This is a genomic window from Devosia sp. (assembly GCF_024707125.1).
Classification (GTDB): domain Bacteria; phylum Pseudomonadota; class Alphaproteobacteria; order Rhizobiales; family Devosiaceae; genus Devosia.
In genome coordinates, this window is sequence record NZ_JANQAH010000009.1 from 403,810 (window position 1) to 426,887 (window position 23,078).

Annotated in this window: 25 protein-coding genes and 1 pseudogene; 14 read left to right on the top strand and 12 right to left on the bottom strand. The window is 61.6% G+C overall.

Features of this window, described 5'->3' with window-relative positions:
• Positions 1-82 precede the first annotated feature (82 nt).
• From infB to NVV77_RS12040, 5 genes are all read right to left on the bottom strand, one after another.
• The gene (gene infB / locus NVV77_RS12020) at positions 83-2,941 is read right to left on the bottom strand and encodes a translation initiation factor IF-2 (protein ID WP_295413434.1); all 2,859 of its coding nucleotides are present in this window, start codon (positions 2,939-2,941) and stop codon (positions 83-85) included.
• A gap of 5 nt (positions 2,942-2,946) precedes the next feature.
• Positions 2,947-3,636: an RNA-binding protein gene (locus NVV77_RS12025; RefSeq protein WP_295413437.1), complete on the bottom strand. Its 690-nt coding sequence runs from the start codon at positions 3,634-3,636 to the stop codon at positions 2,947-2,949.
• A gap of 25 nt (positions 3,637-3,661) precedes the next feature.
• Positions 3,662-5,257: a transcription termination factor NusA gene (gene nusA, locus NVV77_RS12030; protein WP_295413439.1), complete on the bottom strand. Its 1,596-nt coding sequence runs from the start codon at positions 5,255-5,257 to the stop codon at positions 3,662-3,664.
• Entirely contained in the window at positions 5,258-5,887 is a 630-nt protein-coding gene (gene rimP / locus NVV77_RS12035) for a ribosome maturation factor RimP (protein WP_295413441.1), read from the bottom strand.
• Positions 5,888-6,021: 134 nt separating this feature from the next.
• Positions 6,022-6,687, bottom strand: a complete 666-nt coding sequence (locus tag NVV77_RS12040) for a flavodoxin reductase (protein ID WP_295413444.1) — start codon at positions 6,685-6,687, stop codon at positions 6,022-6,024.
• Positions 6,688-6,927: 240 nt separating this feature from the next.
• On the opposite strand from NVV77_RS12040, the gene NVV77_RS12045 reads away from it, so the two are divergent.
• Positions 6,928-7,215, top strand: coding sequence for a hypothetical protein (locus NVV77_RS12045; protein WP_295413447.1), 288 nt, complete (start codon positions 6,928-6,930; stop codon positions 7,213-7,215).
• A gap of 111 nt (positions 7,216-7,326) precedes the next feature.
• Here NVV77_RS12045 and NVV77_RS12050 read toward each other — a convergent pair whose 3' ends face one another.
• From NVV77_RS12050 to metK, 3 genes are all read right to left on the bottom strand, one after another.
• The gene (locus tag NVV77_RS12050) at positions 7,327-7,695 is read right to left on the bottom strand and encodes a helix-turn-helix domain-containing protein (RefSeq protein ID WP_295413449.1); all 369 of its coding nucleotides are present in this window, start codon (positions 7,693-7,695) and stop codon (positions 7,327-7,329) included.
• Between the two features lie 139 nt (positions 7,696-7,834).
• On the bottom strand, positions 7,835-8,539 hold the full coding sequence (trmB, locus tag NVV77_RS12055; RefSeq protein WP_295413452.1) for a tRNA (guanosine(46)-N7)-methyltransferase TrmB: 705 nt from the start codon (positions 8,537-8,539) through the stop codon (positions 7,835-7,837).
• A 78-nt stretch (positions 8,540-8,617) separates the two neighbouring features.
• Positions 8,618-9,874, bottom strand: a complete 1,257-nt coding sequence (gene metK / locus NVV77_RS12060) for a methionine adenosyltransferase (RefSeq protein ID WP_295413454.1) — start codon at positions 9,872-9,874, stop codon at positions 8,618-8,620.
• A 206-nt stretch (positions 9,875-10,080) separates the two neighbouring features.
• Between metK and NVV77_RS12065 the strand changes: the two genes are divergently transcribed.
• From NVV77_RS12065 to NVV77_RS12095, 7 genes and pseudogenes are all read left to right on the top strand, one after another.
• Complete coding sequence (locus tag NVV77_RS12065) at positions 10,081-10,695, top strand: ribonuclease D (RefSeq protein WP_295413457.1); 615 nt, start codon at positions 10,081-10,083, stop codon at positions 10,693-10,695.
• 10 nt (positions 10,696-10,705) lie between these two features.
• On the top strand, positions 10,706-11,341 hold the full coding sequence (locus NVV77_RS12070) for a hypothetical protein (protein WP_295413460.1): 636 nt from the start codon (positions 10,706-10,708) through the stop codon (positions 11,339-11,341).
• On the top strand, positions 11,338-11,796 hold the full coding sequence (locus NVV77_RS12075; protein WP_295413463.1) for an LptA/OstA family protein: 459 nt from the start codon (positions 11,338-11,340) through the stop codon (positions 11,794-11,796). Before NVV77_RS12070 ends, NVV77_RS12075 begins: the two co-directional genes overlap by 4 nt.
• Positions 11,797-11,828: 32 nt before the next feature.
• Positions 11,829-12,542 (top strand): annotated as a pseudogene (gene lptB / locus NVV77_RS12080) (LPS export ABC transporter ATP-binding protein); the annotation flags it as partial.
• Between the two features lie 119 nt (positions 12,543-12,661).
• A complete protein-coding gene (rpoN, locus tag NVV77_RS12085; RefSeq protein WP_295413464.1) occupies positions 12,662-14,170 on the top strand; it encodes an RNA polymerase factor sigma-54 in 1,509 nt (502 codons plus the stop codon).
• A 308-nt stretch (positions 14,171-14,478) separates the two neighbouring features.
• Positions 14,479-15,048, top strand: coding sequence for a ribosome-associated translation inhibitor RaiA (gene raiA / locus NVV77_RS12090; protein WP_295413467.1), 570 nt, complete (start codon positions 14,479-14,481; stop codon positions 15,046-15,048).
• A gap of 48 nt (positions 15,049-15,096) precedes the next feature.
• A complete protein-coding gene (locus NVV77_RS12095) occupies positions 15,097-15,564 on the top strand; it encodes a PTS sugar transporter subunit IIA (protein WP_035084483.1) in 468 nt (155 codons plus the stop codon).
• A 75-nt stretch (positions 15,565-15,639) separates the two neighbouring features.
• Here NVV77_RS12095 and NVV77_RS12100 read toward each other — a convergent pair whose 3' ends face one another.
• Both NVV77_RS12100 and NVV77_RS12105 read right to left on the bottom strand, forming a co-directional pair.
• The gene (locus NVV77_RS12100; protein ID WP_295413472.1) at positions 15,640-15,924 is read right to left on the bottom strand and encodes a DUF1150 family protein; all 285 of its coding nucleotides are present in this window, start codon (positions 15,922-15,924) and stop codon (positions 15,640-15,642) included.
• A 16-nt stretch (positions 15,925-15,940) separates the two neighbouring features.
• Positions 15,941-16,360, bottom strand: coding sequence for an Hsp20 family protein (locus tag NVV77_RS12105; protein WP_295413473.1), 420 nt, complete (start codon positions 16,358-16,360; stop codon positions 15,941-15,943).
• A 141-nt stretch (positions 16,361-16,501) separates the two neighbouring features.
• Between NVV77_RS12105 and NVV77_RS12110 the strand changes: the two genes are divergently transcribed.
• Positions 16,502-17,353 (top strand): glycosyltransferase family A protein, encoded by an 852-nt coding sequence (locus NVV77_RS12110; protein WP_295413476.1) that lies wholly within the window; start codon positions 16,502-16,504, stop codon positions 17,351-17,353.
• Here the strand turns inward: NVV77_RS12110 and NVV77_RS12115 are convergent.
• Positions 17,350-17,892: a TetR/AcrR family transcriptional regulator gene (locus NVV77_RS12115; RefSeq protein ID WP_295413478.1), complete on the bottom strand. Its 543-nt coding sequence runs from the start codon at positions 17,890-17,892 to the stop codon at positions 17,350-17,352. The genes NVV77_RS12110 and NVV77_RS12115 overlap by 4 nt on opposite strands.
• Before the next feature lie 85 nt (positions 17,893-17,977).
• Between NVV77_RS12115 and NVV77_RS12120 the strand changes: the two genes are divergently transcribed.
• Entirely contained in the window at positions 17,978-19,492 is a 1,515-nt protein-coding gene (locus NVV77_RS12120) for an MFS transporter (protein ID WP_295413480.1), read from the top strand.
• A 59-nt stretch (positions 19,493-19,551) separates the two neighbouring features.
• On the opposite strand, the gene NVV77_RS12125 is transcribed toward NVV77_RS12120, so the two are convergent.
• Positions 19,552-19,863, bottom strand: coding sequence for a hypothetical protein (locus NVV77_RS12125; RefSeq protein ID WP_295413483.1), 312 nt, complete (start codon positions 19,861-19,863; stop codon positions 19,552-19,554).
• Between the two features lie 290 nt (positions 19,864-20,153).
• On the opposite strand from NVV77_RS12125, the gene rpmI reads away from it, so the two are divergent.
• From rpmI to NVV77_RS21970, 4 genes are all read left to right on the top strand, one after another.
• Positions 20,154-20,354 (top strand): 50S ribosomal protein L35, encoded by a 201-nt coding sequence (gene rpmI, locus NVV77_RS12130; protein ID WP_046105910.1) that lies wholly within the window; start codon positions 20,154-20,156, stop codon positions 20,352-20,354.
• Positions 20,355-20,373: 19 nt separating this feature from the next.
• A complete protein-coding gene (gene rplT, locus NVV77_RS12135; RefSeq protein ID WP_295413491.1) occupies positions 20,374-20,775 on the top strand; it encodes a 50S ribosomal protein L20 in 402 nt (133 codons plus the stop codon).
• A 114-nt stretch (positions 20,776-20,889) separates the two neighbouring features.
• Positions 20,890-22,020: a phenylalanine--tRNA ligase subunit alpha gene (gene pheS / locus NVV77_RS12140; protein ID WP_295413494.1), complete on the top strand. Its 1,131-nt coding sequence runs from the start codon at positions 20,890-20,892 to the stop codon at positions 22,018-22,020.
• Between the two features lie 6 nt (positions 22,021-22,026).
• Positions 22,027-23,070 carry an ASCH domain-containing protein gene (locus NVV77_RS21970; protein WP_367178619.1) on the top strand — a complete coding sequence of 348 codons (1,044 nt, stop codon included), beginning with the start codon at positions 22,027-22,029 and terminating at the stop codon, positions 23,068-23,070.
• The last annotated feature ends 8 nt before the right edge of the window (positions 23,071-23,078 follow it).

Consider the following 23,078-nt stretch of genomic DNA (forward strand, 5'->3'; position numbering starts at 1 on the left):
ATAGGAAGATGGCAGCGAATGGCACAAACAAAAAGGGCGCGGCCTGTGGCCACGCCCTTCAACTTTATTGCTTGGCAGAGACTTACAGCGTGCGCTGCACGGTCTCGACGCGGAAGCATTCGATGACGTCCTTGGCGCGGATGTCTTCGTAGTTTTCGAAGGCCATGCCGCATTCCTGGCCGACCTGGACTTCCTTGACTTCGTCCTTGAAGCGCTTGAGCGTCTTGAGCTTGCCTTCGTGGATGACGACGTTGTCGCGCAGCAAACGCACGCCGGCGCCGCGTTCCACAAGGCCCTCGGTGACGCGGCAACCCGCGACCTTGCCGACCTTGGTGATCTGGAAGACTTCGAGGATTTCCGCGTAGCCGATGAAGGTTTCGCGGCGCTCGGGCGCCAGGAGACCAGACATGGCCGACTTCACGTCATCCACGAGGTCGTAGATGATGTTGTAGTAGCGGATTTCGATGCCTTCGCGGGTCGCAAGATCTGCGGCCTGCTTGTTGGCGCGGACGTTGAAGCCGATGATGACGGCCTTGGAGGCCGTTGCCAGCGTCACGTCGCTTTCGGTGATACCACCGACGCCCTGATGCAGGATCTGCGCCGACACTTCGTCGGTGCCGAGCTTGTCGAGGCTGGCAACGATGGCTTCCACCGAACCCTGCACGTCGCCCTTGATGATCAGCGGGAACTTCGCGATGCCATTGGCCTTGAGCTGATTCATCATCTGCTCGAGGCTGGTGGCGCCGCCGCCGGCCGTCTTTTCACGGATGGCGCGCTGACGATATTCGGTAACTTCGCGGGCACGGGCTTCGGTTTCGACGACCGAGCAACGATCGCCGGCCGAGGGCACACCCGTAAAGCCCAAGACTTCCACCGGAACCGAGGGGCCAGCTTCCTTGACCTGCTCGCCCTTGTCGTTGATGAGGGCGCGAACCTTGGCGAACTCGGTGCCGGCGACGAGAATGTCACCGACGCGCAGCGTGCCGCGCTGGACGAGAACGGTGGCCACGGCACCGCGACCACGATCGAGCTTGGCTTCGACCACGATACCTTCGGCGCGACCGTCGCGGGCGACCTTGAGCTCGAGGACTTCAGCCTGCAGCAGGATGGTTTCGAGGAGCTTGTCGAGACCGGCACGGGTCTTGGCCGAAACCTCGACATCGAGCACGTCGCCGCCCATGGTTTCCACGAACACTTCATGCTGAAGCAGTTCGGTGCGCACGCGCTGGGGATTGGCGTCCGGCTTGTCCATCTTGTTGATGGCCACGATGATCGGAACACCAGCCGCCTTGGCATGCTTGATGGATTCGATGGTCTGCGGCATGACGCCGTCATCGGCCGCCACGACCAGCACCGCGATGTCAGTTGCCCGGGCGCCGCGGGCACGCATGGCGGTGAACGCCTCGTGGCCCGGGGTGTCGAGGAAGGTGATCTTGGTGCCGTTCTTTTCGACCTGATAGGCGCCGATATGCTGGGTGATGCCGCCGGCTTCACCCGAAACCACATTGGCTTCGCGGATCGCATCGAGGAGCGAGGTCTTGCCGTGGTCGACGTGGCCCATAATGGTCACGACCGGCGCACGATCGGTCAAATCCTCGGCCTTGTCGTCGGACGGGAGATCGAAGAGACCTTCTTCAACGTCGGCTTCCGACACGCGCTTGACCGTGTGGCCGAGTTCGCTGGCGATGAGTTCAGCCGTATCGGCGTCGATCACGTCGGTGATCTTGGCCATATTGCCCTGCTGCATCAGCATCTTGATGACGGTGACGGAGCGTTCGGCCATGCGGTTGGCGAGTTCGCCCACCGTAATGACTTCTGGGATCACGACTTCGCGGATCAGCTTGGGCGCATCCTGCTGGTTGCGGCCCATCTTCTTGTCGCGACGACGCTTCATGGCGGCGAGCGAGGGACCGCGATCACGATCGCTTTCGGTCGTGGCGCTCGAAACCGTCAGGCGGCCGCGGGCGGCACCATCGTCGACGCGGCGCGAGGGCCGTTCGGGCTGGGCGCGCGAGGCGCGGCGGGCATTTTCGAGCTCGGCTTCGGTGGTCGGACGCTGTTGCGGCGCGCCAGTACGAACGCGACGGCCATCGGCCTCGCTCGGTGCGGCGGGCGGCACATTGCCGATCGGAGCCATGCCGGCGCCGGCCGGACGCCGTTCACCAGCGGGACGGGTAGCCGTACCTGCCGGGCGCGTGCCGGTGGAGCCAGCCGGACGGCGATCGCCGGTCGGACGGGCATTGGGATTGGGCCGTTCGCCATCGGGGCGGGTATTGGACGGACGCTCGTTGGACGGGCGTTCGTTCGAAGGCCGCTCGCTGCGCTGCGGGCGCGCCGACTGGCCGGGACGGCCCGAAACGGTGCGAACTGCAGACGGGCCGGGATTGCGCTGGCTCGCCGGCACGAAAGGCTGACGCGGTTCAGGCGCGGCAGCCGGTGCCGGTGCGGCGCTCGCAGCGGGCTCGGGAGCTGCGACAACGTCTTCCTCGGCGCGACGGGCTTCTTCGGCCTGACGGCGTTCTTCTTCCTGGCGCGCGGCTTCTTCGCGGATCTGACGACGACGGTTGTCGTCCTCGATGCGGCGCGCTTCTTCGGCCGCAAAGCGTTCCTTGTCCTCGGCGGCGCGAGCGCCGGCGAGAGCGAGCGCCTTCTGGCGGGCTTCGGCTTCGGCAGCCGAAAGACCGAGCGGTGCACGCTGGGCCTGCACGGGGCGACCCTGGCCGGGGCGACCCGAACCGCTGGGACGGCCGCCGCCTACCTGTGGGCCCGAGGGCACGCCGGCGGGCTTGGGAACCACGCGAGTCCGCTTCTCCACGACCACCGTCGCACGCGAGGGACCGCGCGACGTGCCGGCGCGATTGCCCAGACCCGGACCACCCTTGAGGGTCAGCGTCTTCTTGGCGCCAGAATCGTCAGAACGCTTGTCGTCGTTATCAGCCATACTTCCTATCGTCTTTCGTCCTGTTCCACGGACAAAAGCACACCGGTTACCGCAGGGCGGTCGGTGTCGTTATCCGTCGGATTGGCGTTGTAGCGGGCCAGTCTATTGGCCTTATCCAGCGCCGATTGGGCTGCCGCCCCTGTCATGAGGGCAGCATGTATCACATTTTCTAGTCCAAGTGCCAAACCCAATTGCACGCTTGAGAGCAATTCGAAATGAGGCACCTGCTTGCCGGCTGCGCTGCCCTCGCGGCGGGCGTGATTGAGGGCGCGCAGGGCCCCCAGCATCTTGTTCTTGCCATCGGCCGCGCCATCGGTCGCTGAAAGCAGCGCGATCAGCTGCCCCCCTTCGATGGCGCTCTTCACCTTCATGCCGCCGGAGGTGAACTGGCCGGCTTTTCGCGCCATGGCGAGAGCCGAGGAAAATCTTTGTTCGAGCCGCAGCCGGGTCAGATCCGCCAGATCGGGCGGCACGGTCACGTTTTCTTTCAGGCTTTTCGCAAAAGCCTTCTTGCGCACAGCTTCGGCAACGGATTCGTAGCTGAGGCTGATCCAGACGCCCCGGCCTTCGGCCTTGGCATCGGTATCGGGCACGATGGTGCCATCGGGGCCGAGCACGAAACGGATCAGTTCCTCAACCGGCTTTTCGAGCCGGGTGAGAGCACATGTCCTTATGGTTTCTTCGCGCCGGGCCACGACATCACTCCGAAGAAGGCGGTCCTTAGACCGCCTCCTCCGCGGTTTCGTCGCCGTCTTCGGCGGCGACTTCATCGGCCTGGATCCAGCCAGCACGCAGGCGCGCCTGCAGGATCATGTCTTCAGCTTCTTCGCGGCTTACCGGGAAATCCTTGAACGTGCCTTCGAAGCGCTTGGTTTCCCCGTCCTTGCGTTCGCTCCAGCCGACGAGATCGTCAGCGGCGCAACCGGCAAAGTCTTCCACGGTCTTGATGTCTTCCTTGCCGAGCGCCACCAGCATGGCGGCATTGAGGCCCGGAATTTCGTAGAGTTCGTCATCGACACCGAGCGCGATACGCTCGTCGTCGAACTTGCGCTCGATCTCGGCGAGATATTCGGCGGCGCGATTCTGGATTTCCCCGGCCGTCTCTTCGTCAAAGCCTTCAATCGAGGCGATTTCGTTGGGCTCGATATAGGCGAGCTCTTCGACCGAGGAGAAGCCTTCGGAAGCCAGTAGTTGGGCAACCATCTCGTCAACGTCAAGGGCCTGCATGAACAGGGTCGAGCGTTCGGTGAATTCCTTGTGGCGGCGTTCGCTCTCTTCCTGCTCGGTCAGGATGTCGATATCCCAGCCAATGAGCTGCGACGCGAGGCGCACATTCTGGCCACGACGACCGATGGCAAGCGAGAGCTGCTCGTCGGGCACCACGACTTCGATGCGTTCGGCCTGTTCGTCGAGAACGACCTTGGCGACATCGGCCGGCTGCAGCGCAGAAACCACGAGATCGGCAATGGTGTCGGTCCAGGGAATGATGTCGATCTTTTCGCCCTGCAGTTCGGCAACCACGGCCTGGACGCGCGAACCACGCATACCGACGCAGGCGCCGACGGGATCGATCGAGGAATCGTTCGAGGTGACGGCGATCTTGGCGCGCGAACCCGGGTCACGGGCGATCGAGCGGATGGTGATGACGCCATCATAGATCTCGGGCACTTCCTGCATGAACAGTTTTGCCATGAACTGCGGATGGGTGCGCGAGAGGAAAATCTGCGGACCGCGCTGTTCGCGGCGCACGTCATAGATATAGGCGCGGACGCGGTCGCCATAGCGGAACATTTCGCGCGGGATCAGTTCGTCGCGGCGGATGATGGCTTCGCCACGGCCGAGATCGACGATGACATTGCCATATTCGACGCGCTTGACCGTGCCGTTGACGATTTCGCCGACGCGGTTGGTATATTCCTCGAACATGCGGTCACGCTCGGCATCGCGCACCTTCTGCACGATCACTTGCTTCGCCGACTGGGCAGCGATGCGGCCGAATTCCATCGGCGGCAGCGGTTCGGTCAGGAAATCGCCGACCTTGGCTTCGGGCGACTTGGTCTTGGCGAATTTCAGGTCAACCTGGCGGCTCGGCTCTTCGACGGCGTCGACGATTTCCAAGAGGCGCCACATGCGGGTTTCGCCCGAGCGCGGATTGATCTCGACCTTGATCTCGGTCTCGGCGCCATAGCGGCCCTTGGCGGCCTTTTCCATGGCATCCTGCATCGCCTCGATCACGACCATGCGGTCGATCGACTTTTCACGGGCAACGGCATCCGCGATCTGCAAAAGCTCAAGGCGATTCGCGCTAACGGCCATTTATTTCGTCTCCTCGGGGAGGTTTTCGTCGTCATTGTCGGCATCGGCATATTCGACCGTTTCGGTCTCATCGTCGTCGATCGGATGCAATTCCTGATCGGCGCGCGCCATATCCATCAATTTGTCGGTCATCACGAGCTTGGCATCGGCGATAGTGACGAAGCTGAGCTTGTGGTCGGGATTGGTACCGCCGGGCGCGTCGGGCAGGCGGATGGTCACGCCCTCTTCGTCCACGGCAAGGATGTCGCCGCGGAAACGCTTGCGGCCATTGATCATGTCGAGCAGTTCGACCTTGGCCTCATGGCCGACGAAACGCTCGAAATCGCGCTTGCGCACGAGGGGACGATCGATGCCGGCGGAAGAGACTTCCAGGTGATATTCGCGGTCGATCGGGTCTTCGACATCGAGAACCGGCGAGAGGTCCTTGGAAAGCGCCTCGCAGTCATTGATGTTGAAGCGACCATTTTCGTCTTCGGCCATGATCTGCAGGGTGCAGCCATTTTCCGGAGTGATCTTGACCCGCACGAGCGAATAGCCAAGACCATTGGCGACCGGCTCGACGATGCGGGAAACACGGGCTTCGAGGCCGGTTTCCTTGATGTAGCGTTTCTCGGTAAGATCGAAAGCCATTGGGTCCCAGATAAGCAAAAAGAGCGGGGCCGGTCAGGGCACCACTCTCTGTATGAGAGCAACGATGTAGGCCTCATATAGCGCCGCTCTCGGCAAAAGGCAAGGTCGGCCTGGCGGGCCTCTTGAGGGGGCGCCTAGCGCTCCCAGGTGACATTGGCGACGTTGGCTCCGAGGTCTTCGAGGAAACCGCGCAGGTCTTTCACCATGGGGTCCGGCCCGCAGAGGTAAAAATTCTGATTGAAGTCGGTGACATGGCGCCTGAGGAAATCGGCGTCGATGCGTTCCTGGGCCAGCTTTGATTTCTGGTCATTGGTAACGGTCCAGAGCGTCTTGAGGCCGCTCATGGCCTCGAACTCGTCGCGCAGGATAATATCCTTCTCGGTCTGGTTCGAGACGATCAGCGTATTGCCGGCGATTTTGCCCGTGGCATTGAGGTGCCGCAGGATGGCGATGAAGGGCGTAACGCCGGCGCCACCGGCAATGAACGTGCCGGGGCCGCGATATTGGATCGTACCCCAGACATCGCGCAGGATCAGCTTGTCCCCCGCGCCGAGCGACCAGAGTTCATTGGTGACGCCGGTATGGTCAAAGTAGCTCTTGATGGTGAATTCGAGATTCTCGGCATCGGGCAGGCAGGTAAAGGTGAACGGCCGTTTCTTGTCCTGCCAGCCGTCGCGATCGATGCTGACCTCGGTCGCCTGGCCGGGCGAGAAATTGTAGCCCTTGGGACGTTCGAGCCGGTAATGGCGGACATTGTGGGTGACGGGAACGGTGTCGAGAATATTGACGCTGATCTGCATGGTTTTCTCCCCTCTGCCACAGCAGAACACCATGGTCCGCCGGGCGGTTCCAAACTGAGGGCACCTTGGGGGAACCCGGTTCCCCCGCGACAACCGGGTTTCTTTCCAACCACCTGATTTCCCTGTGAAACCGTCGGCGCGATGGGCCCGCTTTCAAGGGCAAGATTCTTGTTTTTCGTGCCTTGGAGCCGAATTCTGGCGGCCCATTTCTGTGGTGTTCAAAACGAAAGGAACACCCAAATGATCAAGAACAGCATCCTCGCCCTGACCACTGCCGCTCTCGTTGCCGGCGTTGCCCTGCCAGCCTTTGCAGCACCGGCTCCGGTTGAATCGACTGATGTCGACACCAGCTACCTGACCGACGAAGTTGCCAACGACTATACGCTGCTCCGTCTGCATGAAAAGGGCATCAACGCCGCCTCGATCGAAGAATGGAACGGCAAGATCCGCGCCTTCGTGGTCCAGGAAGACGGCACCCAGGCCATGCAGCTCTTCGACGCCGACACGCTGGCGCCCGTCGGGCTCTAAGCGCCTGCCCGTCGCGCCTTCGACCCGGAAAAGAGTCTCCGCTTTTCCCGAAGGCGCCCCGGGCCCAATGCTCCTGGCGCTGCCGGCCTCCGGCGGCGCCCGAAGCCTTCCCTAGCGAAGGCTGATATTGTTGGAGAGATCGAAATTTTGCCGTGCTGAGGCGACGGCGTCGCGATTGCGCGCCACAAAGGCCCGGCAGGCATCGACGAGATCGAGCAGATCGCGGCCGAGGGCCGTCAGTTCGTAATCCACTCGCGGCGGAATGGTGGCGAAGGCCGTGCGGGAAATAAAGCCGTCGCGCTCGAGTTCGCGCAGGGTGGAAGCCAGCGTCTTCTGGGAAATACCGTCCATCGAGCGCCGCAATTCATTGAAGCGCCGCGTGCCCGCGCTGAGTTCGGCCACCACCACCAGCGTCCATTTCCCCGTCCGCATCGCCAGAAAGCTGTTGTCCTCGTGCGAAAAGGAAAGCGTCGTGGACATTTGTGAGGCTCCGGAACCGGTCAACGGAAGAACATCAGGCGCAGCGCGCCGGCGTGCAGCCGATATGGGGAGCGAATGGCAAAGGTCCAGAGCGCGAGCGGACGAACTTGTCGTTCACCGTCACGAAACGGTAAAGATTTCAGCGCCGATCGAAGGTGAAATAAAAGCTGATCATGCGGCCTTCGCGCCGCGCTTTTTGTTCATAGCGGGTCGGCTGCCAGCCCGGATAGGGCGTGTGCCAAGAGCCGGGCGCATCCGGAGCAAAGGTAAATTCGGGCTCGCGCACGATGTGGGCGAGGGTCCAGTCGGCATAGTCCTCGATATCGCTGGCGAAGTGGAATGTGCCGCCCGGACCGATGACGCGGGCCAGTTCCTTCAGTGTCACCGGCGAGACGAAGCGACGCTTGTGGTGACGCGTCTTCGGCCAGGGATCGGGGTAAAGCAGATAGACCGCGTCAATGCTGGCATCGGGCAGGGTGACGAGCAGTTTTAGCGCGTCATCGGTGAAGAGCCTGACATTGCTCAGGTTTCTGGCAATCGCCGCCTGCACCATCTTGCCGATGCCGCCGGTAAAAACCTCGCAGCCAATAAAGCCGGTTTCGGGCTCTTCCTCGGCCTTGCGCGCCAGATGCTCGCCACCGCCATAGCCGATTTCGATGACGAGGCGTTTTGCCTCCGGAAAGAGCGTCTTGGGGTCGAGGTGCTCGCTGAGTGCGATTTCGAGCTCGGGCAGCGTCTCATCCACCATGGCCTTCTGGCCGCCATGCAGTTTCTTGCCGGAACGGCGGCCGAAGAAGGCGCGGGGTTCGCCGTCACGGGTTTTGGGGAGCTGGTGGTCGGTCATGGATGCAAAATTTCGAAAAAGCGAAGGCCTCTCCCCCGCATCGCGGAAAAGAGGCCTTTGGTCAATCTTTGGCGTGAATCAGGCGACGGCCTGCTTCAATGCCTTTACGAGGTCGATCTTCTCCCAGGAGAAGCTGCCATCGCGGCCCGGCTTGCGGCCGAAATGGCCATAGGCCGAGGTTTTGGCATAGATCGGCTTGTTGAGGTCGAGATGGGTGCGGATGCCGCGCGGCGTCAGGTCCATCACCTCGGCCAAGGCCTTTTCCAACTTTGCTTCGTCGACTTTGCCGGTGCCGTGCAGGTCGACATAGATCGACAGCGGCTTGGCGACGCCGATGGCGTAGCTGAGCTGGATGGTCGCGCGATCGGCAAGGCCGGCGGCAACGACATTCTTGGCAAGATAACGCGCGGCATAGGCGGCCGAGCGGTCAACCTTGGTCGGATCCTTGCCCGAGAAGGCGCCGCCGCCATGAGGGGCTGCGCCACCATAGGTATCGACGATGATCTTGCGGCCGGTCAGGCCCGCATCGCCATCGGGACCGCCGACGACGAACTTGCCGGTCGGGTTTACGTGCCAGACGGTCTCGTCGCTGATCCAGCCATCCGGCAGAGCTTCACGGATATAAGGTTCCACAATCTTGCGGACGTCGGCAGAGGTCAGGCTTTCATCGAGGTGCTGAGTGGAGAGCACGATCTGGGTGACCCCGACCGGCTTGCCGTCTTCATAGCGCACCGTCACCTGGCTCTTGGCATCAGGGCCAAGCTTGCCGGCCGGACCATGATTGGCCTTGCGGGCGTCAGTAATGGTCTCGAGAATCTTGTGGGCATAGTAGATCGGAGCGGGCAGGAGTTCCGGCGTTTCGCGCGAGGCGTAGCCGAACATGATGCCCTGGTCGCCGGCACCGACATCCTTGTTGCCGCTTTCATCGACACCCTGGGCGATGTCCGCGGACTGGCCATGCAGCAGGACTTCGATCTTGGCGGTCTTCCAGTGGAAGCCCGACTGCTCGTAGCCGATGGAGCGGATCGCCTTGCGGGCGGCGGCCTTGAATTTTGACGGATTGACGATCGGGGCGCCGGCCTTGTCCTTGAGGACGTTGCCGTCCTTGTCTTTCTTGAGGAGCGTATCGGGCACGCGCACTTCGCCGGCAATGACCAGACGATTGGTGGTGGCCAGAGTCTCGCAGGCGATGCGGACTTGGTTCGCATCCATGCCGACCTTCTTGGCCTCACGGAAAACGAGGTCGACGATCTCGTCCGAAATCCGGTCGCAGACCTTGTCCGGGTGACCCTCGGAGACCGACTCAGAGGTGAAGTGATAGGACGAACGGGCCACGCAACTGCTCCGAAAATGCAAAAAATGCCCGAAAATGGGCCAAACTGACCGTTTTGTGACATTGTATGCCCTCTGGGTCAAGGGAGATATAAAGAAAGCTTGATATGACCTGGTCGCAGGGTTGAGCAATTCTTGCCTTGGCACAGTGCCTTTCCATCGCCGTCTTGCTGTGCCAATGAAAGCAAAACGGGAAGAATGGAAAAACCATGGCCATCAGACTGCATCGCGGCGATCTGCCAAACCTCTCCAACTACGGGCGCGAGGTGGCGATCGACACGGAAACCATGGGACTCGATCCGCATCGCGACCGGCTTTGCGTGGTGCAGCTTTCCCCCGGTGATGGCAGCGCCGATGTCATCCAGATTCCGCAGAACGCCACTGAAGCCCCTAATCTGGTTCGCCTCCTAACCGATCCCGGCGTCACCAAGATTTTTCACTATGCGCGTTTCGACGTCGCGGTTTTGCAGCAGCGCTTTGGGGTTGTCACCGGGCCGATCTATTGCACCAAGATCGCCTCGCGCCTCGTGCGCACCTATACGGATCGACATGGTCTGAAAGAACTGGCGCGCGAACTGCTCAATGTCGACCTTTCCAAGCAGCAGCAGAGCTCGGACTGGGGGAGTGAGAAGCTGACTGACGCGCAGCTCGACTATGCCGCTTCCGACGTTCTTTATCTCCATGACCTCAAGCGCCATCTTGACCGCATGCTCAAGCGCGAGAACCGGATGGAACTGGCAGAGGCCTGCTTCGATTTCGTAAAAACCCGTTGCGCCCTTGATCTCATGGGTTGGCAAGAGACGGATATTTTCGCCCACAGCTGAGGAACAGCCCTTGGCCTTTGCCGATCAGCCCGGCCGGACCCGCAAGTACAAGCGTCTTACCCGTCGAAACCGCGTGGTGGGGCTGCTTCGGTTTGCCGTGCCGACCGTGGGTTCGGTACTACTGATCGCGCTCTTGATCCAGATTGTCATTTCGAGTTTTGGCGCGCGTTTTGGCATCGGCAAGATCGAAGTAACGCCGGATCGGATTCGGGTCGAGACACCGGAATATGCCGGCACGCTGACCGATGGTTCGGTCTATCGCGTTTGGGCCGAGGAAGCGGCGGCGGCCATCGACAATACCGACCTGATTACGATGAGCAATGTGAAGGTAATGCTGGAGCGCACCGATGGCGTTCGCCGCGAGGCATCGGCAGTGGACGCCATTCTCGACACGGTCAACCAGCAGGTGCGCATCGAGAATGGCACTGAAATCAGCGAATCCAGCGGCATTTCCGGTCGCCTCAGCGACTCCGTTTTCGACTGGGCGAGCCAGACCCTGACATCGAAGGGCCCGGTGACCATCAATTATTCGGACGGCTCCACCGTGCGCGCCGAGGGCATGGTACACGAGGCCGATCGCAACCGCTGGACTTTCACCAAGGCGATCGTCACGCTGCCCGAAACCCCGGGGGAGGAGCAGGAATGAATTTCAGTCGCTTCGCTTTGATCGCTGTTTTTGCAACTTTGCTTGCTGCGCCCGCGCTAGCGCAGACCGATGTGCAGATATCGGCCGACACCTTCACCATCGAAGAAGGGACTAAGGAAGCGGTTTTCGTCGGCAATGTCGTGATCAAGCATCCGACGGTCAATGTCTGGGCCGAAAAGGTCGTCGCCACCTATGGCGAGGGTGGCACCAGCGACATCAGGAGTTTTGAGGCGACCGGCAAGGTGAAGCTCGAAACCGACGAGCAGACGGCGACGGGCGATCGCGCCGTGTTCACGCCGGGCGATCAATTGCTGCGTCTGACCGGCAATGTCGAGGTCAGCAATACGGCCGGCAGCGTCCAGGCGCAGGAGCTGGTGGTCAATCTTGCCACCAATGTTTCGACTTTCAGCGCCAGCCAGGGCGGACGCGTGACCGGCGTCTTCACCACCCAATGAGCGAGAAGACGCGCATAGACCAGTCGGGCTGGCTCGTGGCCCAGGGCCTTGCCAAGAGTTTTGGCAAGCGCACGGTCGTGCGCGATGTTTCGTTGGCCGTGCGCCGCGGGGAAGCCGTGGGCCTTCTTGGCCCCAATGGCGCCGGCAAGACCACGGTTTTCACCATGATCATGGGTCTGGTGCGGCCCGATGCGGGCCGCATCCAGCTCGATGGCAATGACATTACCCGCTTGCCGCTGTTTCAGCGTGGCCAGCTCGGCGTTGGCTACCTGCCCCAGGAGCCGTCCATTTTCCGCGGCATGAGCGTCGAGGGCAATATTCTCGCCATTCTGGAAAATACCGTGAGCGGCAGGGCCGAGCGCAAGCGCCGGCTAAAACAGTTGCTCGACGAATTTTCCATCTCCCACCTTGCCAAGTCCAATGCCCTGTCCCTGTCGGGCGGCGAACGCCGCCGTGTCGAAATTGCGCGGGCCCTGGCGGCCGAACCGATCTTCATGCTGCTCGACGAGCCCTTTGCCGGCGTCGATCCCATTGCCGTGGCGGAAGTGAAGGGTCTCGTGCGGCAATTGACCCAGCGCGGCATTGGCGTGCTCATCACCGACCATGCGGTACGCGAAACGCTTGGGCTCGTCGATCGCGCCTATGTCATCCATGGCGGCTCGGTGATGATTCAGGGTAAGCCCGAAACCATTTCGGCCAGCCCCGAGGCCCGGCGCGTCTACCTCGGCGAGAGCTTCGAGCTTTAGAAGCCTTTGAACTGGCACGGAACTTGCTCTAGCGCTTGCCCTTGCCGACGAAATCAGCCATGTTGCGGCCGGGAAGCCGCCCTTCGGGGCATCACGTGACGCGCCAAGAGGTTGAATAGATGGCACTTTCGCCGCGGCTGGAGTTTCGCCAGGCCCAAAGCCTGACGCTGACGCCGCAGCTCATGCAGTCGATCAAACTGCTGCAATTGAGCCATCTCGAACTCAATGATTTCGTCGACGCCGAACTCCTGCGCAATCCGCTGCTCGAACGCGAAGAGGGTGGCGAGGCAGCCGATGTCGAGCCGGCCGAAGCCCCCGAACGAGCGGTCGAACTCAGTGCCTATGAAGACACGGTTGCCCAGGGCGACCGCATCAAAGATGCCGACCAGATCGCCGAGGGCTATGACACAGCGGTCGAGAACGTCTTTCCCGAATCCAATCCCAATGAGATGGGCAGCGTCACCGGGCCCGACCGCAATGGCAGTTTTGAGGGTGGCGAAGCGCCCGACCTTGACCAGTTCGTGGCCTCGCGCCCGCGCCTTTCCGACCATCTAGAAGCCCAGGCGCAGATGCTGCTGCGCACCCAGGCCGACCGGCTGATCGGCCAGCACCTGATCGATGGACTCAACGAGGCTGGCTATCTCACTGTTGAACTCGACGCGGTAGCCGAACTGCTCGGGGCCGAACTCGGCGATGTCGAGGCTGTTCTCGGCGCGCTGCAGACCTGCGACCCGATTGGCGTCTTTGCCCGGTCCGTTGCCGAATGCATGGCGCTGCAATTGCGCGAGCGCGACCGGCTCGATCCGATGATGCAGCGCCTGCTCGACAATCTTGGTCTTGTCGCCGAACACAATATGGCGGGGTTGATGAAGGCCGTCGGCTGCGATCGCGAAGATCTCTCCGATATGCTGGGCGAATTGCGTCTGCTCGATCCGCGGCCGGGCCTTGCCTTCGACAGCGCGCCGATCGAAGCCGTGGTGCCCGATGTCTTCGTGCGGTCCGGGCCCGATGGCGGCTGGCAGATCGAACTTAATACCGAGACGCTACCGCGCGTCCTGGTCAACCGGGTCTATTATGCCAGCGTGACCAAGAAGACCCGCGACGCGGCGGAAAAGACCTTTTTGTCCGATTGCCTGCAGACGGCCAATTGGCTGACCAAAAGTCTCGACCAGCGGGCCCAGACGATTACCAAGGTGGCCGCCGAAATCGTGCGCCAGCAGGACGGGTTTCTGACCCATGGCGTGGCGCATCTGAAGCCGATGACGCTCAAAATGGTCGCCGAAGAAATCGAAATGCATGAATCGACGGTGAGTCGCGTAACCGCCAACAAGTATATGGCGACGCCGCGCGGCCTCTACGAGATGAAATACTTCTTCACGACGGCCATCTCTTCGGCGGATGGCGGCAGTGATCATTCGGCTGAAGCGGTACGGCACCGGATCAAGCAGCTTATTGATGCGGAACTGGCGAGCGATATTCTCTCGGACGACACGATCGCCGAAATGCTGCGCAAGGAACAGGGCATCGACGTGGCCCGGCGCACGGTGGCCAAATATCGCGAGGGCATGAACATCCCCTCCTCGGTGATCCGCCGCCGCCAGAAAAAGGCATTGCAGAAGATTGCCTAGAGGCGGCTGCGTCCTATCGTCTCGCTTCTTGACGTGAACCGGGAACCGCGGAGCGGGGCTGCGGCGTTGGGCTCCTGCCCGGCAGCCTTTGTTCACGGCGGGAAGGCTAATTGAGCCGCGTCCCTCTGTCACCCTCTCATTTGGACATGCCGGGCATGATGCGGATTGCCCCTGCCTCTGGCTGGGTCTAGCATCCTCATGTCTGGCACCCCACATGCAATGGGTGACAGTAGGCAGGAACCCGGATGTCGGGAGATCGGCTTCGGGACCTCTTGCGTCGTACACACGACCGAAAGGAAGAAGAAGCCATGGCCTTGCGCGTTTCGGGAAAGAATATGGATGTAGGCGATGCTCTGCGCGGCAAAGCAGAGGATCACTTTTCCACCGTTGTCGGAAAGTATTTTGACGGCGGCTATGACGGCCATCTGACCCTCACTCCAGACGGAATTGGTTTCCGTGCCGACTGCGTTGTCCACCTCGATTCCGGCGCCACTCTACAAGCCAGCGCCCAGGGCGGTGATGCGACCTCGGCCTTCGAGGTCATGGCGCTCAATATCGAAAAGCGCCTGCGCCGTTACAACCGGAAGCTCAAGCAGCACCGCAAGGGTAATGGCGCCGATGGCGGCACGGCCCAGTACACCGTTTTCGGGGCCTCGGACGAGTTCGACGAGCTCGACGAAGACTATGCGCCACCCGTGGTTGCCGAGACCACCAAGAACCTGCGCCAGATGAGTGTGGAGGAGGCGGTGATGGAGCTCGACCTGTCGGGTCAGAATGTTGTGATGTTCCGCCACGCTGGACATGGCGGCCTGAATGTGGTCTACCGCCGCGCGGACGGCAATATAGGCTGGATTGATCCCGCGCTTGGGGCAAATTGATTAGCCCGACTGCCGTAGAAAAGCTGAAGTAGAGCCCAAGGCAGACTAATGGAATTGGCTGACATTCTGGCAGAGGAAGCCGTACTTGACTGTACGGGTGTCACCTCGAAGCGCCAGCTGTTTGACATCTTGTCCAAAAAGGCTTCCGAGATCACCGGCAAGGACCAGAACGATATCCTTGCGGCCATTGCTGGCCGCGAGGAATTGGGGTCGACCGGCCTTGGGAATGGCATCGCCATTCCGCACGGGAAGCTCAATGGTCTCAAGGGTGTAACCGCCGTTTTCGCGCGGCTCGATACGCCCATCGACTTCGACGCGGTCGACGACCAGCCGGTCGACGTGGTGATCATGCTGCTCGCGCCTGTCGGCGCCGGCGCCGATCACCTGAAGGCCCTGTCGCGCGTGGCGCGGCTGCTGCGGACGGAAAGTGTCATCGACCAGCTACGGCGGGAAACCGATGTGAAGCGGCTCTATGCGCTGCTGACAACACCGCTTGAAGATTCCTGCGCCGCCTGAGGCGCAGGTTACCGAAATTGAAAACCCCGCGGATCAGACTGATCCGCGGGGTTTTTGTTTCGGATGGGGCCGACCCTAGTGCAGGGTCGCAAGTCCCAGATTCTTGTCGCCGAGCCATTCGGCCACGGCGTCAGCCGTGTCGGCGACCATCAGCGGGGTGCCATCGGCAGACATGACGAGCTGGTAAAGCTCGGTGTCATTGAATTCTGCGTCGTGGATCATGTGCGAGAGCACAAGGCCGGAGACCGGCTTGATATAGGCCACGGCACTGCCACCCAGGGCCGCGAACTGGGCCTGGGTCAGATGCCGAAGCGGGTGCGCGTCGGCAGGAACGGCGTCGGTATTGCGTCTATCCATCATTTTTTAGCCCTTTCCTTTACAGCGAGCGAATGTCGATACGGCGGGCAAGCTTGGGCGCGCGAGGACGCTCAAGAGCAATAACGAGCATGCCATGGCTCAGAGTTGCATCTTTCACGATCATTCCATCGGCAAGGAGGAAGGTGCGCTGGAATTGCCTGGCGGCAATGCCTCGGTGCAGGAACTCCCGCCCCGGCTCATCCTTCTGCTTTCCGCGAACATTGAGCTGGTTGTCTTCACTCATCACTTCGAGCTCGGATTCGGAAAATCCGGCAACCGCGATGGAAATGATGAAGCGTTCCGTGCCGTCTTCGCCGACGGTGCGCTCGATATTGTAAGGGGGGTAGCCGTCCGCAGACCGGGCGAGCCGATCGATCCTTTCCTCAAAGCTGTCAAAGCCGAGGAGAAAGGGCGCGGAAAAGACCGATATACGCGACATCTACGCCGTCCTTGTTTCAAGCAAGCAACGAATACTGTCGACCCAAAACTCTGGCATCGACAGGCTGAGGCAGATATGGGTCCTATGGCCGTCCTGTTCAAGCCTGAGCGGATGGCCTGAGCGAAGCGATCAGAGGCCTACATGACCCAGTCGAAAACCGTCGCCGTTATCACCCCCGCTTTCCGCGCGCAGGACACATTGCCCACCACGGTGCAGAGCGTGCTCACCCAGACCCATGCGGATTGGCAGCATTGGATCATTGCCGATGACGGGTTTGATTATGCGGCGTTTCTTGATGGCCAGGGGCTGCGCGATGAGCGCCAGGTTTTTCTGACGAGCGGGGGCGTCGGCACTGGCGCCTCGCGGACCCGGAACGTGGCGCTGGAGCAATTGAGCGTACCCTATGTCGCCATTCTCGACGCCGACGACCGGCTGAAACCGCAAAAACTTGAGCTTGCCGTTGCGGCGCTGGAAAACCATGCGATCGTGACGACGGCGCTCGATGTCATGGCCATGGATTTTGAACACCTGCGCCATGTCGGGGATGGACCGGATCGGGAGTTGACACCGGGCGAGCACAAGTGGGTCAGCCTATCCATGGATTCCATGGTGGTGTGGGATCGGACCAAGACCGACGGACGCTACGACCCGACGCTGAGCAACATGACCGACCTGGAACTCTTGCTGCAGCTCTATGGCAAGGCGCCGCTCTCCATGCATCTCGGCGCACCGCTGCACGATTACATCAAGCGCGATGGCTCGATGAGCAACGGCAAGGATGTGGCGGCGGGGATGATTGCCAGCAAAACCGAAATCCTGCGGCGGCTTGAAGCGGGCTTTTATGGGCTGTCGGCGGTGGATGTGGCTGGTGTCGCTCGGTTCCTGCGCGTGTCGCTGGCAGCGGAAGCGGCTTATAGCGCGGCACTGGCCGAACAGCCGGGCCTGCTGTTTGAAAACCACATCGAGCCGATGCTGAAGGCCGCGCGGGCCTAGTCGAGCAAAAGATCAAGGACATCGGCGTGGATGTCCTGCCAGTCCTTTTCGGTGATTGGATAAAAGTCAAAGCCCCGCAGGGTGGCCGCACCCTCGACCGCAAGCAGCGCCAGGCGGGCGCGACGGCCGGACGGCGTCGTCACGTCGAGTTTAGCCAGGGCCTCACGATAATAGTCCTGGGCGCCTTTGCGATATTGCGGTGAGCGCATGAAATTGGCGATCAGGGCCAGGGAGCGCTCGGTGACGAGTTCGCTCGCCCCCTTGCTCCCCAGCACATGGGCCCGAACGCGGTTTTCCGGCGTATCGCCGGCTGACGCCAAGAAGGCATCACCGATCTCGTCCATGGCGGCGAAAGCCCGGTTGAAGAGCGCGTCGATCAGTGCGTCCTTGCTGGGGAAGGCATAGAGCACGCCGCCCTTGCTGACGCCGGCCTCGGCCGCCACGGCATCCATCGTCAGCTGGCCCGCGCCATCGCGCAGGACCACGCGCTCGGCCGCGTCGAGCAGGGCGCCGCGATCAATTGTTTGTTTCCGGCCCATTGCGACCTCTTTTCAATCCGTCCAGACGGATTTATATAGCCGGCGATCCGGCAGCGATAGGTACGTCTGCCAAGAGGAACTGAAAATGTCATCCCCGCGCAACCGCTGGCTGGTGCTTTTGGCCGTCATGCTGGCTTTTCTTCCTGTCGTCATCGACATGACGATCCTGCACATCGCCGTGCCCTCCCTGACATTGGCCCTGGGCGCGAGCGGCACGGAGATCTTGTGGATCATCGATATCTATCCGCTGATGATGGCGGGCCTGCTCGTGCCCATGGGCACGCTGGCCGACCGTGTCGGGCATCGGCAGATGCTTCTTACGGGCCTGCTGGTATTTTTGGTCGCCTCCGTTGCGGCGGCCTTTGCGCCGACGGCGGCAGTCCTTATCGGCGCGCGCGTGGCCCTGGCCTTTGGCGCCTCGATGATCATGCCCAATGTGCTGGCTATCATTCGTCAGACCTTTGAGGATTCCAAGGAACGCGCCCTTGCGCTGGGCCTTTGGGGCACGGTTGGTTCGGCCGGTGCGGCGCTTGGCCCGCTGGCGGGCGGTGCACTGCTGGAACATTTCTGGTGGGGCTCGGTCTTCCTCATCAACGTACCCGTGATGATGGTGGTTTGGCCCCTGGCCTTCTTCACCATCCCAAAGCGCTCGGTGACGGCCAGCGGCAATTGGACCATTGGCCAGGCGCTGGTGCTGATCGCGGGCCTGATTGCTACGGTCTATGCGATAAAATCTGGCTTCAAGGCGGGTAGTTCGCCTGTTGTGACTGGCGCGAGCCTTGTTGCCGGGCTTGGCCTGCTCGTCTGGTTCGTGCGCCAGCAGATGCGCGCGGCCGAACCCATGCTCGATCTCAGCCTCTTTTCGCGTCCGGCGATCAGCATGGGCATGGTCATGGCGCTGGTCGTGTGCGGCTCGCTGGCGGGCGTTGAACTGACCGTGGCGCAGGAACTGCAATTCGTCGTCGGCCATACCCCGCTGCAGGCCGGACTCTTCATGCTGCCGCTGGTGATTGCCTCGGGCATTGGCGGGCCGATTGCCGGCTATGCCGTCGGGCAATTGGGCCTGCGCACTGTGGCCGTCGCGTCCCTCGCTGTTGCGGCCCTCAGTCTTGCCGGCCTCGGTGTCAGCGATTTTCACAATCCGGGCATTGGCGTTGCGGCCCTGATGGTCATGCTGGGCCTCGCGCTCAGCATCGGGTTGACGGCCTCGTCCATCGCCATCATGTCGAGTGCGCCGGCAGAAAAAGCCGGTGTTGCTGGCTCGCTCGAAGGGACGGGTTATGAACTGGGCGCTGGGCTCGGCATCACCTTCTTCGGTGTGCTGCTGGCCTCGAGCTATTCGAGCGCGCTGCGCATCCCGGCGGACCTGGCGCAGAGCCTGCCTGAAAGCGCGGCGCATTCGATCGGCGAAACCATGTATGCGGCCGAACAGCTCGGACCCGCGGGCGCACTGCTCGTCGAAGCGGCACGGATGGCCTTTTCGGACGCGCATGGCATGGTGCTGTTGAGTGCAGCGAGCCTCATCGGGCTTCTGGCTATTGCCGTCTTCTTCGCTCTGCGCCGCTATCGCGACACCGAAGCCACGGCATCAGCCCATTAGTTGGTACAAAAGAAAAGGGCGGCCGATTGGCCGCCCGTCTTCCTAAATGATTCAGGAATTCAGAGCGCGTAAAGCGTCACGCCGGCACCGCCGTCGCTGCTATCAATGCCAACGATCTGGTCCACGGTAAAACCCTGTTCCTGGATCGAGCGGCTAATGACCGGATTGTTCTTGATGCGCTGGTGCAATGCGGCCATGTCGACGTCGATGGCCAGCGAGCGGGCTTCGCCTGCATTGACCTTCAGCACGGTGGCGTAGTTGGCGTCATCGAGCGACTGCACCGAACCCATGGCATCGAAGGGGCTTGCCATGGCGGCACTGGCGGAAGTGGCAAGGATTGCGGCAACGGCAATGGCTTTGACAAAACGCATGATAGTCTCCTGTTTCAAAATTGCTGCCCCGTGGTGTGGAGCATGCAGGAGTTACGCTTGAGACCACTGCCAGGTTTCATGAATGTTCGGTAAGGCAGAACACTGATTTGTGTGTGATCCACGAGCGAGCTCAATCGTTCCCACGCGCGACTGTCCGAGGCCCTTGCCTTTCCCTGCCATTCCCCCTATAGAGCGCCATCTCCGGATCGCCCGGCCAAAAGGCATGCCGTGGCGGTCTTTGAAAGCGACGGGCTCGCAAGAGCCTGTTAAGACCAATAAGGACCCGCAAAATGCCCAAGATGAAGACCAAGTCCGGCGCAAAGAAGCGTTTCAGCTTCACCGCTACCGGTAAGGTGAAGGCCGGCGTTGCCGGCAAGCGCCACCGCCTGATCAGCCACAACGCCAAGTACATCCGCACCAACCGCGGCACCAAGATCCTGTCCAAGGGCGACGAGGGTCTGGTGAAGTGGTACATGCCGTACAACCGCTAAGCTGGAAGGACACTAAAGAATGGCACGCGTAAAAAGAGGCGTAACCGCCCACGCCCGTCACAAGAAGGTCTTGAAGGCCGCCGAGGGCTATTATGGCCGTCGTAAGTCTACGATCCGTATCGCCAAGCAGGCCGTCGAAAAGGCCGGCCAGTACGCGTATCGCGATCGTCGCGTCAAGAAGCGCAACTTCCGCGCTCTCTGGATCCAGCGTATCAACGCTGCCGTCCGCGAACACGGCCTGACCTACAACCGATTTATCGACGGCCTCAGCAAGGCTGAGGTTGCCGTCGACCGCAAGGTGCTGTCCGATCTCGCGATCACGCAGCCCGAAGCGTTCGGCGCCCTGGTCGCCAAGGCCAAGGCAGCTCTGGCTTATCTCGCAAGCGTGGACACTGTTACCCACGCCCGCGTTACCGCCTAAGCTAACCCCACCTCGTTGAGGTCAAAAATTGCGCCTTGCGCCACCCCGAAAGGGGCTGGCGCGGGGCGTTTTGTTTTGGTCTAACCGCACCTGAATTTTCACCGAGAGCTCCCGATGTCCTTGGAAACCCAGATTGAAACCCTGCGCGCCGAACTGAGCGCTGCCATCGCCGCTGCCGATACCGAAGCCGCGCTCGATACTGTGCGTGTCGCGGCTCTCGGCAAGAAGGGTTCGGTCTCGGCCCTGCTCGGCACGCTGGGCGCCATGGCTGCGGACGAGCGCAAGAGCGCGGGCCCGGCGATCAACGGCCTCAAGAACGACATTGCTGGCCTCATCGAAGCGCGCAGCGTGGAATTGAAGGGTGCGGCGCTCGAAGCGCGGCTGAAGGCTGAAACGGTCGACGTGACCCTGCCGCTGCCCCCGGCCCCGACCGCCAAGGGCCGCATTCATCCGATTTCGCAGGCCATCGACGAAATCACCGCGATCTTCTCGGATATGGGTTTCGCCATTGCCGAAGGCCCCGATATCGAGACCGACTATTTCAATTTCACCGCGCTGAATTTCCCTGAAGGTCACCCGGCGCGCGAAATGCACGACACTTTTTTCATGAAGCCCGGCCCGGACGGGGTGAAGAAGGTTTTGCGCACGCACACCTCGCCCGTGCAGGTGCGCGTGATGCAAAAGACCAATGAAAAGCCGGCCGCCTCCTACCTGACCCCGTCGCAGGATCCCCCGATCCGTGTCGTCATGCCTGGCCGCACCTATCGCAATGACTCAGACCAGACGCACACGCCGATGTTCCACCAGGTCGAAGGCCTCGTCATCGACAAGGATTCGCACATTGGCCAGCTGCGCTGGGTGCTCGAGGAATTCCTGAAAGCTTTCTTCGAAGTCCCGAGCGTGACCCTGCGCTTCCGCCCGAGCTTCTTCCCCTTCACCGAGCCGTCGATGGAAGTCGATGTGCAATGCGATCGTTCGGGTTCGGAAGTGAAGATCGGCGAAGGCAATGACTGGCTCGAAATTCTGGGCTGCGGCATGGTGCATCCCAATGTGCTGCGCAATGCCGGGCTCGATCCCGATGTCTACCAGGGCTTTGCCTGGGGCATGGGCATCGACCGCCTCGCCATGCTGAAATATGGCATGCCCGACCTCCGCGCCTTCTTTGACGCCGACCAGCGCTGGATCGAGCACTACGGGTTCCGCCCGCTCGACCTGCCGACGCTGTTCGGTGGGCTTTCGAGCTAAGCTGACATGGCTCCGCTCCCGCCCGAATATGCCAATGCCATAACCTTCAGCTTCGGCGACTCGCCGGAGCTGAATGAGGAATTGCTTGGCCTGGTGCTGGCCGGCAGGAAGACCGCGACCTGCGGGGCGCTGCGCGACTATGAAGAGGGCAAGGAAGCCATGCCCGTCGTCGGGCGGCGCGATGTCGTGCTCAACGGCGCGGGTGAGCCGGCGGCGGTGATCGAGACGCTCTCTATCGACATCATGGCTTTCGATAGGGTCGCCCCGAGCTTTACCGATCTTGAAGGTGAAGGCCCCTATGCCGAATGGCGCAGGGCGCACGAGGATTACTTCTCGCGCAATGGCGGCTTTGCGCCAGACATGCAGGTTGTATGTGAAAAATTCCGGCTGGTGACGGTACTGCCGGCTGGCCGCGAACTTTACAATCGGGTGGCCCGGCCGATCTTTGTCGTGACCGACATCGAATCCGATGGGCCGACGCCGCTGCACAATTCCATGCTGAGCTTTGCTTCCGTGGCTATCGAAGCGGACGGCACGCGGCACGGCGAGTTCGAGGCGGTGCTGAAGCCAAAGGCCGATCGCACGCAGAACGAAATGACGATGGACTGGTGGAAGACCCAGCCCGAGGCCTGGAAGGCCGCGACCGAGGGCGCCGAAGACCCTGCCGTGGTCATGCCGCGCTTTGCCGACTGGGTGGAAAGCCTGCCCGGCCCAAAAGTCTTTGTCGCGGCGCCGATGATTTTCGATGGTCTCTGGATGGACCATTATCTCGATGAATATGCCGGCACGCGGGCGCTGAGCGGTCCCTTCAAGGGGCGCCAGATTTTTCGCGGTGGTGGCGTCTGCCTCTACACCATGGCCGGAACGCTGCGCGGCGCGCCCTATCTCGATTGGGGCATGAGCAAGCTGCCGGCCGAATTCTACGGCCATATCCCCCATACCCACCGAGCCATCGACGATGCCCGCGGCTTTGCCAATGTGCTCGTCGAACTCTTTCAACTTTCGTCCGCGCTGCCGTCGATCAACGGCAGCAAGAGTGACTTCCGCTAAGGTCCCAA

Coding starts and splice junctions, on each gene's coding strand:
- infB (WP_295413434.1), bottom strand. CDS start 2,941: ATGGCTGATAACGACGACAAGCGTTCTGACGATTCTGGCGCCAAGAAG.
- nusA (WP_295413439.1), bottom strand. CDS start 5,257: ATGGCCGTTAGCGCGAATCGCCTTGAGCTTTTGCAGATCGCGGATGCC.
- rimP (WP_295413441.1), bottom strand. CDS start 5,887: ATGGCTTTCGATCTTACCGAGAAACGCTACATCAAGGAAACCGGCCTC.
- NVV77_RS12040 (WP_295413444.1), bottom strand. CDS start 6,687: ATGCAGATCAGCGTCAATATTCTCGACACCGTTCCCGTCACCCACAAT.
- NVV77_RS12045 (WP_295413447.1), top strand. CDS start 6,928: ATGATCAAGAACAGCATCCTCGCCCTGACCACTGCCGCTCTCGTTGCC.
- NVV77_RS12050 (WP_295413449.1), bottom strand. CDS start 7,695: ATGTCCACGACGCTTTCCTTTTCGCACGAGGACAACAGCTTTCTGGCG.
- trmB (WP_295413452.1), bottom strand. CDS start 8,539: ATGACCGACCACCAGCTCCCCAAAACCCGTGACGGCGAACCCCGCGCC.
- NVV77_RS12065 (WP_295413457.1), top strand. CDS start 10,081: ATGGCCATCAGACTGCATCGCGGCGATCTGCCAAACCTCTCCAACTAC.
- NVV77_RS12075 (WP_295413463.1), top strand. CDS start 11,338: ATGAATTTCAGTCGCTTCGCTTTGATCGCTGTTTTTGCAACTTTGCTT.
- rpoN (WP_295413464.1), top strand. CDS start 12,662: ATGGCACTTTCGCCGCGGCTGGAGTTTCGCCAGGCCCAAAGCCTGACG.
- raiA (WP_295413467.1), top strand. CDS start 14,479: ATGGCCTTGCGCGTTTCGGGAAAGAATATGGATGTAGGCGATGCTCTG.
- NVV77_RS12095 (WP_035084483.1), top strand. CDS start 15,097: ATGGAATTGGCTGACATTCTGGCAGAGGAAGCCGTACTTGACTGTACG.
- NVV77_RS12100 (WP_295413472.1), bottom strand. CDS start 15,924: ATGATGGATAGACGCAATACCGACGCCGTTCCTGCCGACGCGCACCCG.
- NVV77_RS12105 (WP_295413473.1), bottom strand. CDS start 16,360: ATGTCGCGTATATCGGTCTTTTCCGCGCCCTTTCTCCTCGGCTTTGAC.
- NVV77_RS12110 (WP_295413476.1), top strand. CDS start 16,502: ATGACCCAGTCGAAAACCGTCGCCGTTATCACCCCCGCTTTCCGCGCG.
- NVV77_RS12115 (WP_295413478.1), bottom strand. CDS start 17,892: ATGGGCCGGAAACAAACAATTGATCGCGGCGCCCTGCTCGACGCGGCC.
- NVV77_RS12120 (WP_295413480.1), top strand. CDS start 17,978: ATGTCATCCCCGCGCAACCGCTGGCTGGTGCTTTTGGCCGTCATGCTG.
- NVV77_RS12125 (WP_295413483.1), bottom strand. CDS start 19,863: ATGCGTTTTGTCAAAGCCATTGCCGTTGCCGCAATCCTTGCCACTTCC.
- rpmI (WP_046105910.1), top strand. CDS start 20,154: ATGCCCAAGATGAAGACCAAGTCCGGCGCAAAGAAGCGTTTCAGCTTC.
- rplT (WP_295413491.1), top strand. CDS start 20,374: ATGGCACGCGTAAAAAGAGGCGTAACCGCCCACGCCCGTCACAAGAAG.
- pheS (WP_295413494.1), top strand. CDS start 20,890: ATGTCCTTGGAAACCCAGATTGAAACCCTGCGCGCCGAACTGAGCGCT.
- NVV77_RS21970 (WP_367178619.1), top strand. CDS start 22,027: ATGGCTCCGCTCCCGCCCGAATATGCCAATGCCATAACCTTCAGCTTC.